This is a genomic window from Micromonospora sp. NPDC005806 (assembly GCF_042871425.1).
GTDB lineage: Bacteria > Actinomycetota > Actinomycetes > Mycobacteriales > Micromonosporaceae > Micromonospora.
The window spans coordinates 220211-237364 of record NZ_JBIAIL010000007.1; the positions used below are offsets into that span (position 1 = coordinate 220211).

The following is a 17154-nucleotide window of genomic DNA, read 5'->3' on the forward strand; positions in this document are numbered from 1 at the left end:
CCGATCAGGTAGCAGCATTGCCCAGAGCCCGGTGCCGTTACCTCACCCGAAGCGGATGAGATTCGGTGGGCAGCCGCGGGTAGCGCCGAGGTTCCACCCGATACGGGTGATGCGACAGCCTCCCGGCCCCGGTCATGGTGAGGTGGCGGCTCACCCGGGGCTCGGGACCACCGGAGGGAGGGCTCATGTCGAATCCCACCGCGAACTTCTTCGAGGACATCGGCCACCGCGGCCATGAACGCCTTCTCGAGGAGGCCAGCGGCACCATCCGGTTCGACCTCGAACACGACCACGAGGTCGACCGGTGGTTCATGGTGATCAAGGATGGTGATGTCCGCGTCTCGCGGGATGAGAAGGGCGAGGCCGACTGCGTCGTCCACGGCAGCAGGGAACTCTTCGACCGGGTCGTCAGTGGCCGGGCGCACATCTACACGGCGTGGGTGCGTAACGAGCTCGGGGTGGAGGGCGACATCCGGCTCGCCCGTATCATCCAGCGGCTCATGCCCGGGCCGCCCGGTGCCCGTCACCCTCGGCAGTTCGCCCTCGAGAGGAAACGCCCGGCATGAGTGACGGCCTCGTCCGACTGCTGGACGGCAACACGTTCGTGGTCAGCGAGGAGACCGGCGACATCGACGCGTCGCCCACCATCCCGACCGGTCTCTTTTCGTTCGACACCCGATTCCTGTCGAAGTGGATCCTGTCCATCAACGGCGAACGGGTCAACGGGCTCACCGTGGAGGAGGTCGAATACTTCGAGAGCCGCTTCGTCGTCGTCCCGACCGTCCCGACTCCGCTCGTCGACGTCAGCGTCTCAGCCATTCGCGACCGCTCCATCGGCGGAAGCTTCACCGAGCGCCTGACCGTCATCAACCACGAGCCCGAGCCCGTTGACCTGCGGATCCGGCTCGACGTCGCGAGCGACTTCGCCGACCTTTTCGAAATCAAGGACGTGCGGAACAAGAAGGGTAAGTACTACACCCGGATCGAGGACGGGTGCCTGCGGCTCGGCTACCAACGGGAGACGTTCCGCCGGGAGACCCTGGTCTCGTCCACGGCGCCGGCCCAGGTCGACGAGCAGGGACTGACGTACGACATTCGGCTCGGACCACACGGCCAATGGGTCACCGACCTGCAGGTGCGGGCGCTGGGCGTGGGCGGGCGCGAGATTCGGGAGAGCCTGCTGGGCAGACCCGGTCGGGCCAGAAAGCAGATGCGGCAGGACCTGGCCGACTGGCTCGCCGAGGCACCCCGCCTGACCTGCGACTCCCCCACGTTGGCGATGACCTACCGGCGCGGCCTGGCTGACCTCGCCGCGCTGCGTTTCATGCCGTTGACCGGCGGCGGTCGTGCCATCCCCGCCGCGGGCCTGCCGTGGTTCATGGCGATCTTCGGGCGGGACAGCATCCTCACGAGCATTCAGGCGCTGCCGTTCGCGCCCGGCCTCGCCGCCACGACGCTCCGCCTGCTGGCCGTGACGCAGGGGGTCGTCCTCGACGACTTCCGCGAGGAAGAGCCGGGGAAGATCCTCCACGAACTGCGGTACGGGGAGACGACCGGCTTCGAGGAGCAGCCGCATTCGGCGTACTACGGCAGCGCCGACTCGACAGCCCTCTATGTCATCCTGCTCGACGAGTACGAGCGGTGGACCGGAGACGTCGCCACGGTTCACCTGCTCGAGCATTCCGCGCGGGCCGCCCTGCACTGGATCGACGAGTACGGCGACATCATGGGCGACGGCTACGTCTGGTACCAGCGCCGCAACGAGCGCACCGGCCTGGAGAACCAGTGCTGGAAGGATTCCTGGGATTCGCTCTCGTTCCGGGACGGCAGTCTGCCGAGCCTGCCCCGAGCAACCTGCGAGCTGCAGGGCTACGCCTACGACGCCAAGATCCGAGGCGCCCGGCTGGCCCGCGAATTCTGGAACGACCCGGAATACGCCGACCGCCTCGAGCGCGAAGCGGCAGACCTGAAAGAACGCTTCAACCGCGACTTCTGGATCGCCGACGGCGAGTACTACGCCCTCGCCCTCGACGGCGACGGCCGCCAGGTCGACGCGCTCTCCTCCAACATCGGCCACCTGCTGTGGAGCGGCATCGTCGAGGAATCCCGCGCCGCGAAGATCGCCGAACACCTGCTCGGCCCCCGCCTCTTCTCCGGCTGGGGCGTGCGGACCCTCGCCACCGGCGAGGGAAGGTACAACCCGATCGGCTACCACGTCGGCACCGTCTGGCCCTTCGACAACGCCTTCATCGCCTGGGGGCTGCGCCGCTACGGCTTCGCCCAGGAGGCGGGGCGCATCGCCGAGGGAATCATCGACGCTGCCGAATCCTTCGAGGGCAGACTGCCGGAAGCCTTCGGCGGATACGACCGGACGTTGACCCGGTATCCCGTGCTGTACCCCACGGCGTGCAGCCCGCAGGCCTGGTCCACCGGCACTCCCCTGCTGTTGCTGCGGACCATGCTCGGCATGGAGCCACACGGCGATCACCTGGTGACCAGACCGGCCGTGCCCCCGGGCATGGGCCGGATCGAACTGCTCCACATCCCCGGACGGTGGGGCCGGGCCGGCGCCCTCGGACGCGCCCATCCGGAACGCCACTGACCACGCCGGGTACCTGCCGAACCGCCCCGGCTCGGTTTCCGACCCTCGCCGGCGGTGGCACCGCGACCGGGAAGGCGTCATCCGACCGCACCCCGGCCTACGCCTCGGCGCGTAGCCGGCGCCGGCACGGCTACCGCGCCCCGCGTACCCCGGAAGTCGCCGCCGCGGTGACGGCGCTGTTGCCGTCGTCACCTACCGTGACCGGAGACGGCGCGGCACAGTTGACCATGACGTGGCGTCAGGTCCTAGCGTCGGCCGCGGCGACGCCCCAGCGGTCGGAATCAGCTCGACCGGTGCCCGGCTCAGGGTCAACCCTGAGCCGGGGTCGGGGCCGACCCGCAGTGCGAAATCCGCATCGGCTCCGCCAGGAGGCGGACGGAAGCGGAGCGCGCGGCACCGAGGATGGAAACTGCCGCATCGGCCAGCGGGGGCGGTGCGGATCGACAGGCAACGGAAGAGGTAGATGACGTGACCGCGACGGTAGGCCGGCAGGCGCAGGCCGCGGCCCGGGCCAGCGACGTGTGGAAGGTGTACGGCAGTGGCGAGGCGCAGGTCATCGCGCTGCGGGGGGTGAGCGCCGAGTTCGAACGGGGCCGGTTCACCGCGATCATGGGCCCGTCCGGCTCGGGCAAGTCGACGCTGATGCACTGCCTGGCCGGCCTGGACTCGGTCACCCGGGGCACCGTCATGATCGGCGACACCACGGTGACCGGGCTCGGCGACTCCGGGCTGACGAAGCTGCGCCGGGACAAGGTGGGCTTCATCTTCCAGCAGTTCAACCTGCTGCCCACGCTCACCGCCCAGGAGAACATCCTGCTGCCGATGTCGATCGCCGGCCGCAAGCCCGACCCGGCTTGGTACGACACGGTCATCGACACCGTCGGCCTGCGGGACCGGCTGGGGCACCGACCCGCGCAGCTGTCCGGCGGCCAGCAGCAGCGGGTCGCCTGCGCCCGAGCCCTGGTCGCTCGCCCCGAGGTGATCTTCGCGGACGAGCCGACCGGCAACCTGGACTCCCGCTCCGGCGCCGAGGTGCTCAACTTCCTGCGCAACTCGGTCCGCGAGCACGGCCAGACCATCGTGATGGTCACCCACGACCCGACCGCCGCCGCCTACGCCGACCGGGTGGTCTTCCTCGCCGACGGGCAGATCGTCTCCGAGCTGATCGAGCCGACGGCCGACACGGTGCTGGACACCATGAAGAAGCTGGACACTCCGACCGAGGTGGCGAACTGATGTTCCGGGCCACTCTGAAGAGCCTGCTGGCCCGGAAGGTACGCCTCGTGCTGTCCGGTCTGGCGGTGGTGCTGGGCGTCATGTTCGTCTCCGGCGCGTTCGTGCTCACCGACACTCTCGGCCGCTCCTTCGACGCCGTCTTCGCCGACGGGCTCTCCGACGTCGACGTCAACGTCGCGGCGAAGCCGAAGGTCGCGCTCGGCGAGGCCGAGGGCGAGCAGGTCGCCGCCCCGGTGCCCGCCTCGGTCGTCGACCAGGTGAAGGCGGTGCCCGGCGTCGCCGAGGCCAAGGGCGTGGTCAACGCCGACGGGGCCCGGCTGATCGGCAGCAACGGCAAGGTGGTGACCTCCTTCGGCCCGCCGCAGCTGGGCGAGAACTGGCTCGGCGAGAGCGACCTGGTGAAGCTGCGCGAGGGGCGCGCGCCGCAGGCCGACGACGAGATCGTGGTGAACGTCGCCCTCGCCGACGCGGCGAAGGTCAAGGTCGGTGACCGGGTGGGGGTGCTGACCCTGGCGCCGAAGAAGGAGTTCACGCTGGTCGGCGTCTTCGGCTACAGCGGGGGCCGCGACTCGATCGGCGGCGTCAACGAGGTCGCCTTCACCACCCCGGTCGCCCAGCAGCTGATGCTCGGCAAGCCGGATGTCTTCACCAACGTCACCCTCCGGGCCGCCGACGGGACCACCCCGGAGGCGCTGCGCGACACGGTGGCCCGGGCCGTCGGCGGGCAGTACGAGGTCAAGACCGGCAAGCAGGTCGCCGCCGACGCATCGGCCAGCCTGAAGGAGGGCCTGGCCTTCTTCAACAAGATCCTGCTCGGCTTCGCCGCGGTGGCGCTGCTGGTCGGCACCTTCCTGATCCTGAACACCTTCTCGATCATCGTCGCCCAGCGGACCCGCGAACTCGCCCTGATGCGGGCGATCGGGGCCAGCGGTCGGCAGGTCATCGGCTCGGTGGTGCTGGAGGCCGTCGCGGTCGGCCTGATCGCCTCGGTGTTGGGCCTCGCCGCCGGCATCGGCGTGGGCGCGCTGCTGGCGTACCTGTTCGGGAAGCTGGCCGGCGGGCTGACCCTGGCCGGGCTCGGCGTGCCACCCGCGGCGATCATCGGCGCCTTCGCGGTGGGTCTGCTGATCACGGTGGCGGCGGCGCTGCTGCCGGCGCTGCGGGCCTCGCGGATCCCGCCGATCGCCGCGATGCAGGACGTCGCCACGCCGGACCGGCCGCTGACCAAGGTGACCGTCGGCGGCGCCGTGGTCACGGCGATCGGGGCGGTCCTGCTCTTCCTCGGGCTCGACGGCCACGCCGGTGACCAGACCCTGGCCACCATCCTCGGCGGCGTGCTCTTCGCGTTCATCGGCGTGGCGCTGCTGACCCCGTTGATCAGCCGGCCGGTGGTCTCCCTGCTCGGGACGATCTTCGCCTGGTCGGTGCCGGGCAAGCTGGGCCGGCTCAACTCCGGACGCAACCCCCGCCGCACGGCGATCACCGCCGCCGCCCTGATGGTCGGCATCGCCCTGGTCACCGGGGTGACGGTGATCCTCGACTCGGCCAAGGGAAGCATCAGCGCCCTGGCGCGGGACACCATCAAGGCTGAACTGGTGATTTCCGGCGCCCAGAGCGGCCCCCGGCCGCCGAGCTTCGACCCGGCGGTGCTGGACCAGACCGCCGCGCTGCCCGGCGTACAGCTGGTCGACGGCGAGTACGGCGACATGGCGGTGGTAGACGGCGAGCGGACCTGGGTGGCCGCGTCCAGCAACGTCGCCGCGCTGGAGCGGATCTTCGGGGCGAAGGCGAACGCCGGCGACATCAGCCGGCTGGGCCCGGACCAGATGCTGGTCAGCTCGGACACCGCGAAGTCCCGCAACCTGTCGGTCGGTTCGACGGTGACCGTGCAGCTGTCCCGCGGGGAAGCCCGCACCTACACGGTCCGCGGCGTTTACGAGAGTTCCCAGTTCACCAACCCGATGGTGCTGCCGGCGCAGGCGGCGAGCAACTTCGCCATCCCGCAGCCGATCCAGGGCTTCGTGCAGCTCGCCCCGGGCACCCGGGTCGCCGACGTGCAGCCCCAGGTCGAACGGCTGCTCGCGGACAGCCCCGAGGTGTCGGTGGCGGACCGGGACGCGTTCATCAAGCAGCAGGCCAGCCAGCTCGACGGGCTGCTCACCATGATCCAGATCCTGCTGGCGCTGGCCATCGTGATCGCGGTGCTGGGGATCATCAACACCCTGGCCCTGTCGGTGCTGGAGCGGACCCGTGAGCTGGGTCTGCTGCGGGCCATCGGCCTGCGCCGCGGGCAGACCATGCGCATGATCACCGTGGAGGCGGTGGTGATCTCGATCTTCGGGGCGCTGCTCGGGGTCGCCGTCGGCAGCGGGCTCGGGGCCGCCGTGGTCCGGGCCCTCAAGGACGAGGGCATCACCGACCTGGTCCTGCCCTGGGGTCAGATGGGTACCTTCCTCATCCTGGCCGCGATCGTCGGCGTCGTCGCCGCGGTGCTGCCGGCGATCCGCGCCGCGCGGATCAACGTGCTGGGCGCCATCGCGCACGACTGATCCACCGGTCACGAGGGCCCCGCCGTGTCGGCGGGGCCCTCGTGCCGTCTCAGCCCGACGGTTCGCCGAGCAGCGCCGCGAGCAACTCCAGGTCCGCCCCGGTCAGGCTCTCCAACTGGTGTACGCCCTCCGTCGGCGGCAGCGGCACCTCGGCCGGCACGGCCAGCACGGCGGCCCCGGCGGCCAGGGCACTGGCCACCCCGGTCGGCGAATCCTCGATCGCCACGCAGCGCGCGATCGGCACGCCGAGCAGCCGGGCGGCGGTCAGGTACGGCTCCGGGTGCGGCTTCGCCGCGTCCACCTCGTCGCCGCACACCACCGCGTCGAAGCTGTCCCGGCCCAGGGTGCCCAGGGCGACCTCGACCAGCGGCCGGCCGCTGGAGGTGACCAGGGCGGTCGGGATGCCGGCCGCGCGGACCGCCCGCAGCAACGCCAGCGCGCCCGGCCGCCAGCGCAGCCCGCTACGGAACAGCTCCAGGATCCGCGTGTTGATCCAGTCGGCGCTGGCCTGCGGGTCCCGCTCCGGCTGGCCCAGGTCGTCGTGCAGGATCCGCATCGACGCGGCCATGCTGGTGCCGATCATCGCCCGGCGGGCGGTGTCGGAGAGGGTGCCGCCGTACACCGCCGCGAGCTCCTGCAACGCGACGTCCCACAGCTTCTCACTGTCGACCAGGGTGCCGTCCATGTCGAAGAGCACGGCGGCGGGGTGTCTGCTGCTCAGCGGGGCCTCCTCGGGTGGGCGTACCCGCCGATCCTCTCAGCCGCCCCCGCGGCGGGGCCGGCCGTCCCGAACGAGGGTGACCTGCGGCATCATCCGAGGCCGCAGGCGGCCAGCGACCTCTCGTAGCCGCGGAAGAACGAGTCGGTGCGCTGCTCGGCGGTGCCGTGCGAGCCCTCGGCGAACCACGGCTGGTTCGGGTCGTCACCGACCGCGAGCAGCCCCTCCCGGAACTCGTCCAGGTCGCCCTCGTCGAGGGTCAGCACCGCGGACCGGACGTTGTCCCCGATGTACGCCCCGGCCATGCAGTCGGCCTGCAACTCCTGCTGGATGGTGAAGTTGTAGCGGATGCCGAGGCGGACCTGCACGCCGTGGGCGTACTCGTGGCCGAGCAGGTAGAACAGGAACGCGTCGCCGACCTGCCGGAACGCCGCCACCGACCAGTTCACGTCGTAGGCGATGAAGTCCCCGGCGGAGCAGTAGACGGCGTTGTTGCGGGGCAGCTCCTCCCCGCCGCAGGACACCTCCCCCGACCGGGTGTACGGCACCACCCGCCGGATCGGGTCGAACCGCTCGCCGGAGGCCCGGAACTGGTCGGTCCAGTAGCGCTCGGCGATGCCGACGGCGTCGTTGAAGTCCTGCTTGAACTCGGCGACGCTGGTGGTCCCGTCCGCCCGGGTGGTCTGCGCGCCGGGGGAGGCCGGCCGGCCGCTCTGCTGCGGGCGGGGCTGCTGCGGCTCGCCCTGGTCCAGCCCGCCGCCCATGCACCCGGCCGCCACCACCACGGCCACCAGAAGCCCGGCGAGCGACCCCGGTCGCCGACGTCCCGCCTTCTCCCCCACGGTCGCCCCCCGGCTGAGTCGCTGTGTGCTGCGCAGTACCCCGACCGTGCACCGTTGATGCCCACCGGACTGCACGGACGCCGGCCCGCGATCGTTCAGCAGTCACATGCTGTTGGGCTCATCGCGGCGCAGCGTGTGGTGCTGTGAGGCGTGCCGCTGCGTCTCGTAGCGGTGCCGCCGGGACTCGGCGTCGCGGGCGGCCGTTCCATCCTCGTCCGGAATGGACCGCTGCCGGTCCCGCCAGGAGACGTACCCGACGACCGCCGTGACGAGCAGGGCCACCGCCGCCACTACCACCAGAATCGTCGTCATGCCGGCCACGGTAGGGCCATTGCGCCACACCGGACGCGGCTACGCTGCTCGCCATGATCGACACGGACTTCGACGCGCACGAACGGTCCGCGTGGGCGGGGCGGGCCGAGGCGTACGAGCGCAGCTTCGGCCGGCTCTGCGCGTACCCGGCGGAGGCATTGCTGGACGCGGCGGAGGTGCGGGCCGGACGGCGGGTGATCGACGTCGGCACCGGGCCCGGCACCGTCGCGGCGGCGGCCCTCGCCCGCGGCGCCGCGGTGGTGGCGGTCGACGCCGAGGCGAGCATGCTCGACGCGGCCTGGCGCAACGTCCCGGGCGCCGACGTCCGGGAGGCGGTCCTGCCGCGCCTGCCGTTCCCGGCCGGCGGCTTCGACGCGGCGGTGGCGAACTTCGTGCTCAACCACGTCGGCGACCCGGCCGCCGGGGTCGCCGAGCTGCGCCGCGTGGTCCACCCCGGCGGGCGGGTGGCGGTCACCGTCTGGCCGTTCCCCCAACCGCCGTTGCAACGACTCTGGGGCGAGGCCGTCGCCGCCGCCGGCGTCGTCGCGCAGGCCGACCTGCCCCGGCTGGCGCCCGAACGGGACTTCCCGCGCACCGAGGCGGGCCTGACCGGGCTGCTGACCGCCGCCGGGCTGGCCGACGTCCGGTGCCTGACCCTGAGCTGGGAGCACCGCGCCGCTCCGGCGGACTGGTGGGCCGGACCGGCGGCCGGCATCGGCAGCATCGGCCTGGTGGTGCAGCGCCAGCCTGCCGCCGCGCGAGAACGCATCCGGCAGGAGTACGACCGGCTCAGCGCCCCCTACCGGGACCGCGACGGCAGCCTGGCCCTCCCCACCGCCGCGCTGCTCGCCTCCGCCCGGGTGGACTGACCCGCCCCTAGGCTGGTGTCCGGGACGGCTCCCCGGCTCCGACGTCTCCCGTGTACGGCGCCGTGGGGCGCCGGCCGAGAGGAGAGACCGTGAAGTACCTGATCATGCTCTACGGCACCCAGCAGGACTACGACATGCTGTCCGGGCGGCCGGGCGACCAACCGCCGATGAGCCCCGAGCAGATCGCCGCGATGCACGCCCACATGGAGGCGGTCCACAAGGAGCTGGCCGAGTCCGGGGAGCTGATCGACGCCCAGGGCCTCACCGCCCCGGTGCACGCCCGCCGGGTCCGGCTGCGCGGCGGCGCGCCCGTGGTCACCGACGGCCCGTACGCCGAGACCCAGGAGGTGCTGGCCGGCTACACCCTGGTCGAGTGCGCCAGCTTCGACCGGGCCACCGAGATCGCCGCCCGGTTCGTCAACCCGGAGGCCGACGGCGCGTACGTCGACGTCCGCCCGATCCTTGACGGCATCGAGGATCTCGAAGGTTGAGCGCGTGACCGACGGCGCGCTCGAGGACCGGCTGCGTAGCCTGGCGCCGCAGGTCCTCGGCGCGCTCGTCCGCCGGTACGGGCACTTCGACACCGCCGAGGACGCCACCCAGGAGGCGCTGCTGGCGGCGGCCACCCGCTGGCCCGACGCCGGCCTGCCCGAGGATCCGAAGGCCTGGCTGATCACCGTGGCGTCCCGCCGGCTGACCGACCTGCTCCGCGCCGAACAGGCCCGCCGTCGCCGCGAGGACACCGTCGCCCGTCACCTGCCGCCGGACCGGTGGCTGGCCCCGCCAGCCGACCGGCCGCCGGACGACGCCGACGACACGCTGATCCTGCTCTTCCTCTGCTGCCACCCGTCGCTGCCCCCGGCCGGGCAGATCGCGCTGACCCTGCGCGCGGTCGGCGGGTTGAACACCGCCGAGGTGGCCCGGGCGTTCCTGGTGCCGGAGGCCACCATGACCCGCCGGATCACCCGCGCCAAGCAGCGCATCCGGGACAGCGGCCTGCCGTTCGCCCTGCCGGCCGGGCCGGAGCGGGCCGCCCGGCTCGACGCCGTGCTGCACGTGCTCTACCTGATCTTCAACGAGGGGTACGCGAGCACCGCCGGCGAGCACCTGCACCGGGCGGACCTGTGCGCCGAGGCGATCCGGCTGGCCCGGCTGCTGCACCGGCTCACCGACCACCCCGAGGTGGCCGGGCTGCTGGCGTTGATGCTGCTCACCGACGCACGTACCCCGGCACGGACCGGCCCGGACGGGGCGCTGGTGCCGATGGCCGAGCAGGACCGCCGCCGCTGGCGGAGCGAACAGATCGCCGAGGGCACCCGCCTGGTCGACACGGCGCTGCCCCGGGGCCGGGTCGGGCCGTACCAGCTCCAGGCGGCCATCGCCGCCCTGCACGACGAGGCGCGCAGCCTCGAGGCCACCGACTGGGCACAGATCGTCGCCCTGTACGACATGCTGCTCACCCTCGCCGACAACCCGGTGGTGCGCCTCAACCACGCCGTGGCGGTGGCCATGGCCCAGGGGCCGCGGGCCGGACTGACGCTGCTCGACGCGCTCGGAGCCGACCGCCGCGTCGCCGAGGACCCCCGCCGGTACGCGGCCCGGGCGCACCTGCTGGAGCTGGCCGGGGAACGGGACGCGGCGCGGGAGGCGTACCTGGCGGCGGCCCACCGGTCGATGAACCTGCCGCAGCAGCGCTACCTGCATGCCCGTGCGGCCCGGCTGAGTTGACCTTCCGCCGGCCCCTGGGCCGATGGCGGGCTGCGCCGGAGGGCGCACCCCGTGGCGGGTCGCCCCGCCGCCGCCCAGCGGCTGACCGGTCAGCGGATCACGGCCCGACTCAGTCGAGGCCGCGCAGGATGTGTGGCTCGCCGTCGTCGTCGCCGAAGCAGCGGTGCAGCACCTGGGCCCGGGCCCACAGCTCCAGACTGCTCGGCGGTCCGACGGGACGCGTGACGGCCGGCTCGCGTACGGCCATGGCCGGCTCCGGTGGAACCTGCGAAGCGGTGTCGTCGGCCATCCCGCACCTCCCCTCGTACCTTGTGCTCGGCCTGATGCCCTGAGGTCAGCATCCTCCAGTCTGCGCCGATCCGCCCAGGAACGGTCAAAGCCGCGGTGGACGCGGCGGGTACGCGGCGGGTACGCGGCGGGTACGCGGCGGGTACGCGGCGGGTACGCGGCGGCGAAGGTACGGCAACAGCTCCCCGCTCGGATCCCTGCCGGCATGGTTGCTCGCCTGGGCCCTCCACCTTGCCCTACGGAGCACCGCGGCGCGAGAACGACCTGCCGCGCCCCGACGTCCGTCACTGAACGTCCACACCCGACCGGGCGGACGGCGTCGGGCGGCTGGCGGCCGCGAGCTGGGCCTCTCCGCCGGGCGGAGCCGCCCTTGGGGTGGCGCCGCCTGATCACGCCGCCCGTCACGCGGTCCAGCCGAGCCAGCGGCCACCGGCCGAGACGACCGCCAGCCAGATCAGGGCCGCCGACAACGGCACCAGCGACACGAGCGCCGGCCGCCGGTGCATCAGCCGGACCGCCACCGCCAGGAGCCCCAGCCAGACCGGCAGGAGTCCGACGACCGCATCGGCCGGCGCGACCAGGCCGCTTGCGGCGTACCAGAACCCCACGGCGAGGGGTGCGGCCAAGCCGAGCAGCCGGCCAGGCGTGTCGTCTGCACCCGTCCATGTTGCGGCCAACGGCGACGCAATTACTAGCGACGGATGAGCCAGTTCGGGATCATGGGCATGCACCCCGGCGTGGGGCCCAGCCGTGGAGACAGACCCGAGGCGACGGAGAGTCCACATGAAGATCCTCTTCTACCCGGTGTCCGGGGAAATTGATCTATCTGGAACCGCCGACGACTACCAGGCCCTGGCCGCCCTGATCCGGGCTGGGCAGGGAGCCCAGGCCGCAGAGCCGAACGTCACCGACGCCTTCGGGGGCACCGCCCTCTCCCAAATCCAGGTCTCGACCACAGCCGGCAGCCTCGCCCAGATCGCGGTGGACCCGGACGGCATCCTCCGGATATCCGGTTCGCCCACCCCGCTGGCCGTCCTCGCATCGAACATCGAAGCCATGGCAGATGACCAGCATGGCGGCCATCTGCACGTCGACTACTTTCCAGATCACGCATACCTGGCGCCAGGGTCAGCCAGCTTGATCGTCAACAGCCCGCAGGGTGGCATGCCAACGCGGTAGTCCAACAGCATCGACGAAATGGGAGCGTCCACGTCGCCGCCAGCCGGCTGTCAGGGCTCAGGACCTGCACGACACGTCCGGCTGGACGATCCTCAACTGGTGCTGGAATCATGCCCAGATGAGCCAGGAGCAGGCGCAGGTGCTCTCCCGCGGTGGCAACTGTGCGGTCGTGCAGCTGGCGGGCCGGGCATTTCCCGGCATCCACCTGCAGGGCGACACGTTCGCTGCGCTGTGGATGCAACTGGCCGATGCGGCGCGCAGCCTTCGCGAGGACCCCGGCAACGGCGAGGCTCTCGACGATCTGGACTACGCCATCGGCGAGGCAGGGGGCTTCCTCGGTTTCTACGAAGCGACGCTCTCGGAGCGGGGTATCCAGCGGCCGTACTGATGGAACGGCCAGTCGACGAAATTACAGCCCGGCGAGCTCGCCGGCCCGCAGAGTCGTGGCCTGCCGCAGCAGTGCACGCATCACCACCATCAGGAGCCCAACCCCGGCGACGGCAATCAACGTCAGGAACAGCAGGAGCGGCAGTCCGGGTCGTCCGCCGCTATTCGGGGTCCGGGCGGCGCAGCGTCAGCGACTGGAACCGGTGGCCGCGGCCGGTGTCGACGGGGTGGAAGTCCACGACGTCGAACCATGCGGTGGCGAAGCCCAGTAGCTGCTCGTCGGTGCGCCACGAGAAGAAGCGCGGCGGCACGTGCTCGTCGTCGTCGATGGGGCCTTCGGCGCTCTCGTTACCGCCGTAGACGCCGACGAAGAAGAGCCCGCCGGGGCGCAGGACCGCCCGGATCGCCGCCAGGACCGCGGGCAGGTCGTGGTTGGGCACGTGCAGCAGGCAGTTCATCGCGAACACCGCGTCGAACGCGCTGGCCGGGAAGTTCAGTTGCAGGAAGTCCGCGACGTGGGCCTCGATGCCCTTGGCCCGGCAGTGCTCGACCATCACCGGCGACAGGTCAGCCGCGACGACGGCGAACCCGTCCTGCTGGAAGTAGGCGCTGTCCTGCCCGGTGCCAGCGCCGATCTCCAGCAGCCGCGCGCCCGGCGCCAGCCGGTAACGGAACGCCTGCCGCTCCGCCAGCTTCCACGGCTCCTTGATGAACCCGTCACGCAAGGCCGCCTCCGCGTCGTACGCCTCACGCAGCGGGCCGAGCACCTCGTCGTATCGCACGGTCATGTCGATCATTATCAACGGGCTGGAGCGGTCACATGTCCCGCGGCGATCGCCCCGGCGCGTCTTTCACAGAGCTCGCCTCGACAAGTCCTATTAAACACGCCAGTCGTGGTCTTGCCCGACGGCACCCTCCCGACCGTCGCCACGCTGCCGGATCTGGGGGTACCCCGGATTGGTGCGCTGTACGGCCGTCCAGTCTGGTGGGTGAGCTGACAGCAGTACCCAGAGGCAAGGTGCTGCGCTCGTGGCTGGCGCTGACGGCCGAGCTGCCGGCGCCGGTCGCCGCGGTCGTCGCGCGCGGCCACTACCAGGTGCGCTGGCGCCACACGAATCGCCACTGCGGCGAATGCGGCGGCGAGCTACAGGACCGTCCGGGCTTCACTGCGCGGCGCTGTCCAGAGTGCTCGACCCGTCGGCACGTGCCCAACGCCATGTCGCCCGCTGTGGTCATCGCGGTCGAGCACGAGGACCGGCTCCTGCTGGTGCGTCAAACGTACGGGACACACCAGCACGAATGGGACCTCGTTGCCGGGTTTGTCGAGCCCGGGGAGCCCCTCGAAGGGGCGGCCGTCCGGGAGCTGTGGGAGGAGACTGGCTTCGTCGCATTCGTTCGGTCGGCGTGCAGCCCCACCACGTCTCCGTAGCGATACCGCACCTCATCGAGTTCGCTGGAGAGCAGCTCCCGGTGCCGCGCACCGTTGAGGGCGTAGTCCACGGTCAACCTCGTCACCACGGTCGAGCGCCCGATCTGGTATCGCTCCACGTGGACGACGCGGCCGGTCGTCTCGACGCCGAGGCGGACCCTCTCGCCGATCGCCGAATCGAGCCGGGCCGAGAGCAAGAGTCCACCACCGACAGGAGACTGCCCAGGACGACCGCCACGACGAGCCGCCGCCGCTAGCCATCGAAACCGGTCACCGAGGTGGGCCCTCCACGCCGCGGCAAGCTGACCAACGGGAACCGGGTGGCGCCAGCTAGTGGTCGTTGAGCATGAACAAGAGCGTCTGGTGCTCGACATCGAGGAACGCGACCCGCCACCGTGGCGAGGGCGCTGCTTCGTTGTACGACCTGCTGTGCAGCCATCGCGACTCGCTCGGCAGGAACGGCCCCAGGGCAGGCCAAACGTCCGCGGGGCTACTGTCATGGGGCAATTCATCCGGGTTGACAGATGCCCATGGTACGAAGTCGTATCGCTTCGCCAACGTCCACGCGTCCTCCGGTCGTAGCTTGACCACGCCCTGGTACGCCCAGTCGGTAGGGCCTGGCATCCTGGAACACGGGTTGCCCGAGGCGCGCAGCTGCCAGTGGATTTCTGGGTAATCGCCGAGGCCCGGCAAGTCCTCCGGAGGATCCCAATAGTCGGTGTGGACCTTTGCCTCGGCGATTTGCACGGACTCCTGGCACTCGCGCGTCTCCGCGGGATCGTCGCCGATGAGCAGGAATCCGGCCGCGACGCACCCGACGACCGCCAACAGCATCGCCGCAGCCGCGCCGAATACACCCACCAGCAGCGGACTGCGCGTCTTCATGGTCATGAGGGTACGAGTCTCGGCCCCAACCACCATCCACGGGCTCATCGCTTGTGGATCAACGGAGTACGCGATCAATTCCGTGAACGCTTGACCGGCAACCAGCTCGTGAGCAGAGGTTCCAGCTGGCATCAGACGGGGGCCGACGATGCAGGGGGCCTGTTCCCAGGAGTTGCCAGGTGCCTTCGGTCATGTCCTCGGTGAGAAAGGCGTAAAAGTCGCCATCGGGAACACGCCGACAGGCCACACCTGCCGCACCGGCCAAACCTGATCGTCGCCCCTGGCCTACCGGTGCGGTCAGAACCAGCAGTCGGGATGGTGCCAGCCCAGCACGATAAGCCGCTCAGAGACGGGGAAGGCTTGCGTCATGGCCAGTAGGGCGACGGCGTTAACCGCCGCTCGGCCGGCCGCGAACGTCGAGGCGGAGCTGTCGAAGAGCGGCCGAGATCGATCGTGACTGAGGGGCGGTGCTCGATGATTGCCGGCCCCGGCCGGCGAGGCGCGGGATAGAAGTCCAACTCGACCTCGAACCGCTCCCGGATTTCCACCTTGGGGTCGCCGGTGATGGTCGACCGAATGATGAAGACCTCGGCCGACACTTGGCGGGATCTCATCGAGGCGATCCGGCAGGAGTCCAACCGCCGGCGGACTCACTCGGCCCTGTCCTGCCGCGAGCATCCGAAGTGACATGGTTTGCCCGAGCGGCGATGCCGCATAGTCGACATCAAGCGCCGGCGCTGCGGACGAGCGGGTCGTGCCATGGATGGCCGGCGACCCATCAGCCTCGGCGGCCGGTCCGAACCCACTGGAGCGGTCCGGTGCGGAGACCTTCGCTGGTGACACCGTGATAAATGATCATCACAATGATGCCGAGTAGTCCAAGTAGCGGGTTTACGATCCAGCCGAGCAGCCCGGCCAATCCGTAGAGAACGAGGCCAGTGATTGGGCGAGCCTCCTGCGCGTGAACGTGGCCTTGGTCGATTTGGCCCGCGCGCAGCGTCGGATGGCGGCGTAGGTAGGCGAAGAACACCAACCAGGGCGCCGACATCAGCGCCGCCGCGAGCGCGTACATGACGACAGCCACTCGCAGGTCGTCGGTGTCACCATCGACGGGCGCCGACGCCAGAACCGCGGTCGGAAACGGGATGATCACCACGCCGAAGAGGATGCAGATATTGATCCAACTGAGCGCGAGGGTGGTGCCGCGGACCAGCCGTAGCAGTGCGTGATGGTTGAGCCAGAGGACGCCGATGTAGATGAACGACACCACGAACGCCAGGTAGGATGGGGCCTCCCTGACGAGCGACGTGAGTAGCTCGCCCTGGTGGTATTCAGGCACCCGCAAGTCCAACACGAGCAGGGTGATGACGATGGCGAAGACACCGTCGCTAAACGCCGCCAGCCGACCGATTTCGGCCAGGCGAGCGGGGCCTCTCGGCTGAACCTCCTCGGGACCTGCGGACACTGCCGTACGCTAACAGTGAGGGGACCCTGAGCGGGATCGATCACCGGAAACGTCCCCGTCCTACGGCTCCAACTAGCCGGGCTGGTCGCCTCCGCTCCGCATGACGGCCCAACCCCGACCACCGAAGCAGGCAACGGCAGGAAGCCGAGTGCCCTGGCAAATCACCAGTGAGGATCCTGCTTCAACCCCAACGCCCCCTTGACACCCAGACAACGATAAGTGCCCCCGCGGCCTCCGTCAGCTACCCGCTGCGCTGGCTCCTACGTCCGCCACCGTCCACCGACGTCCGGCCCTGTGCTCCTCGATCGTCACTCAGTTAGTCCGGGACCTTCCGGCGCCAGTCCGCTGGGGCGGCCCTCCAAAATGGCCCACGCACGGAAGTCACGCTCGAAGGTGCGTTGAACCTCGTGAGCGATCTGGCGCATCCACGCAGTCACGAACGCCCGCCGAGGAATCGACGCCTGCTGCCCAATTACCACCAATCCGACGACCCCATAGTGCTCCACCAAAGCCCGATCGTGGTCCGGCATCTGCGGGTCCACATGCGCACCACCATCCTTGTTCGCCATCTAGCCTCGCGCCTTCATGAAGGCTCGTTGTGGTGGCGGGTCGAGAACGTGAAAGTGCCCTCTGGGCTGGAAGGATGGGACTTGCTGAGGGTCTCA

The 17154-nt window shown here is 70.7% G+C and carries 21 protein-coding genes; 11 read left to right on the forward strand and 10 right to left on the reverse strand.

The window, feature by feature from the left end; all coding sequences use genetic code 11:
• Positions 1–134: 134 nt before the first annotated feature.
• From ACFYOS_RS11140 to ACFYOS_RS11155, 4 genes are all read left to right on the forward strand, one after another.
• On the forward strand, positions 135–566 hold the full coding sequence (locus ACFYOS_RS11140; protein ID WP_387138507.1) for an SCP2 sterol-binding domain-containing protein: 432 nt from the start codon (positions 135–137) through the stop codon (positions 564–566).
• The gene (locus tag ACFYOS_RS11145) at positions 563–2602 is read left to right on the forward strand and encodes a glycogen debranching N-terminal domain-containing protein (RefSeq protein ID WP_387138510.1); all 2040 of its coding nucleotides are present in this window, start codon (positions 563–565) and stop codon (positions 2600–2602) included. Before ACFYOS_RS11140 ends, ACFYOS_RS11145 begins: the two co-directional genes overlap by 4 nt.
• 468 nt (positions 2603–3070) lie before the next feature.
• On the forward strand, positions 3071–3838 hold the full coding sequence (locus ACFYOS_RS11150; protein ID WP_387138513.1) for an ABC transporter ATP-binding protein: 768 nt from the start codon (positions 3071–3073) through the stop codon (positions 3836–3838).
• Positions 3838–6387, forward strand: coding sequence for an ABC transporter permease (locus tag ACFYOS_RS11155; protein ID WP_387138516.1), 2550 nt, complete (start codon positions 3838–3840; stop codon positions 6385–6387). Before ACFYOS_RS11150 ends, ACFYOS_RS11155 begins: the two co-directional genes overlap by 1 nt.
• 49 nt (positions 6388–6436) lie before the next feature.
• Here ACFYOS_RS11155 and ACFYOS_RS11160 read toward each other — a convergent pair whose 3' ends face one another.
• From ACFYOS_RS11160 to ACFYOS_RS11170, 3 genes are all read right to left on the reverse strand, one after another.
• Complete coding sequence (locus ACFYOS_RS11160) at positions 6437–7084, reverse strand: HAD family hydrolase (protein WP_387138519.1); 648 nt, start codon at positions 7082–7084, stop codon at positions 6437–6439.
• 113 nt (positions 7085–7197) lie between these two features.
• Positions 7198–7947, reverse strand: a complete 750-nt coding sequence (locus tag ACFYOS_RS11165; protein ID WP_387138521.1) for a neutral zinc metallopeptidase — start codon at positions 7945–7947, stop codon at positions 7198–7200.
• Positions 7948–8049: 102 nt separating this feature from the next.
• Positions 8050–8259: a hypothetical protein gene (locus ACFYOS_RS11170; RefSeq protein WP_387138524.1), complete on the reverse strand. Its 210-nt coding sequence runs from the start codon at positions 8257–8259 to the stop codon at positions 8050–8052.
• A gap of 53 nt (positions 8260–8312) precedes the next feature.
• On the opposite strand from ACFYOS_RS11170, the gene ACFYOS_RS11175 reads away from it, so the two are divergent.
• The 3 genes from ACFYOS_RS11175 (at position 8313) to ACFYOS_RS11185 (ending at position 10856) form a co-directional block, all read left to right on the forward strand.
• Complete coding sequence (locus ACFYOS_RS11175; RefSeq protein WP_387138527.1) at positions 8313–9128, forward strand: class I SAM-dependent methyltransferase; 816 nt, start codon at positions 8313–8315, stop codon at positions 9126–9128.
• 89 nt (positions 9129–9217) lie between these two features.
• Complete coding sequence (locus ACFYOS_RS11180) at positions 9218–9619, forward strand: YciI family protein (RefSeq protein ID WP_387138531.1); 402 nt, start codon at positions 9218–9220, stop codon at positions 9617–9619.
• Positions 9620–9623: 4 nt separating this feature from the next.
• A complete protein-coding gene (locus ACFYOS_RS11185; RefSeq protein ID WP_387138534.1) occupies positions 9624–10856 on the forward strand; it encodes an RNA polymerase sigma factor in 1233 nt (410 codons plus the stop codon).
• A gap of 109 nt (positions 10857–10965) precedes the next feature.
• Here ACFYOS_RS11185 and ACFYOS_RS11190 read toward each other — a convergent pair whose 3' ends face one another.
• Complete coding sequence (locus ACFYOS_RS11190; protein WP_387138537.1) at positions 10966–11145, reverse strand: hypothetical protein; 180 nt, start codon at positions 11143–11145, stop codon at positions 10966–10968.
• 400 nt (positions 11146–11545) lie between these two features.
• On the reverse strand, positions 11546–11770 hold the full coding sequence (locus ACFYOS_RS11195; protein WP_387138540.1) for a hypothetical protein: 225 nt from the start codon (positions 11768–11770) through the stop codon (positions 11546–11548).
• Positions 11771–11927: 157 nt separating this feature from the next.
• On the opposite strand from ACFYOS_RS11195, the gene ACFYOS_RS11200 reads away from it, so the two are divergent.
• Positions 11928–12323 (forward strand): hypothetical protein, encoded by a 396-nt coding sequence (locus tag ACFYOS_RS11200; protein WP_387138542.1) that lies wholly within the window; start codon positions 11928–11930, stop codon positions 12321–12323.
• A 118-nt stretch (positions 12324–12441) separates the two neighbouring features.
• Positions 12442–12711 carry a DUF6959 family protein gene (locus ACFYOS_RS11205; protein ID WP_387138544.1) on the forward strand — a complete coding sequence of 90 codons (270 nt, stop codon included), beginning with the start codon at positions 12442–12444 and terminating at the stop codon, positions 12709–12711.
• Positions 12712–12732: 21 nt separating this feature from the next.
• Here the strand turns inward: ACFYOS_RS11205 and ACFYOS_RS11210 are convergent, their stop codons facing one another.
• Both ACFYOS_RS11210 and ACFYOS_RS11215 read right to left on the reverse strand, forming a co-directional pair.
• A complete protein-coding gene (locus ACFYOS_RS11210; protein ID WP_387138581.1) occupies positions 12733–12855 on the reverse strand; it encodes a hypothetical protein in 123 nt (40 codons plus the stop codon).
• A gap of 16 nt (positions 12856–12871) precedes the next feature.
• Complete coding sequence (locus ACFYOS_RS11215) at positions 12872–13507, reverse strand: methyltransferase domain-containing protein (protein WP_387138547.1); 636 nt, start codon at positions 13505–13507, stop codon at positions 12872–12874.
• A gap of 221 nt (positions 13508–13728) precedes the next feature.
• Here ACFYOS_RS11215 and ACFYOS_RS11220 point away from each other — a divergent pair, with 221 nt between their 5' ends.
• Positions 13729–14139 (forward strand): NUDIX domain-containing protein, encoded by a 411-nt coding sequence (locus tag ACFYOS_RS11220; RefSeq protein ID WP_387138550.1) that lies wholly within the window; start codon positions 13729–13731, stop codon positions 14137–14139.
• A gap of 330 nt (positions 14140–14469) precedes the next feature.
• On the opposite strand, the gene ACFYOS_RS11225 is transcribed toward ACFYOS_RS11220, so the two are convergent.
• From ACFYOS_RS11225 to ACFYOS_RS11235, 3 genes are all read right to left on the reverse strand, one after another.
• Positions 14470–15024, reverse strand: a complete 555-nt coding sequence (locus tag ACFYOS_RS11225) for a hypothetical protein (protein WP_387138553.1) — start codon at positions 15022–15024, stop codon at positions 14470–14472.
• 365 nt (positions 15025–15389) lie between these two features.
• Positions 15390–15623: a hypothetical protein gene (locus tag ACFYOS_RS11230; protein ID WP_387138556.1), complete on the reverse strand. Its 234-nt coding sequence runs from the start codon at positions 15621–15623 to the stop codon at positions 15390–15392.
• A 179-nt stretch (positions 15624–15802) separates the two neighbouring features.
• A complete protein-coding gene (locus tag ACFYOS_RS11235; RefSeq protein WP_387138559.1) occupies positions 15803–16489 on the reverse strand; it encodes a TMEM175 family protein in 687 nt (228 codons plus the stop codon).
• 407 nt (positions 16490–16896) lie between these two features.
• Here ACFYOS_RS11235 and ACFYOS_RS11240 point away from each other — a divergent pair.
• Positions 16897–17154 (forward strand): hypothetical protein (locus ACFYOS_RS11240; protein ID WP_387138561.1); only part of this gene is annotated, 258 nt, incomplete at its 3' end.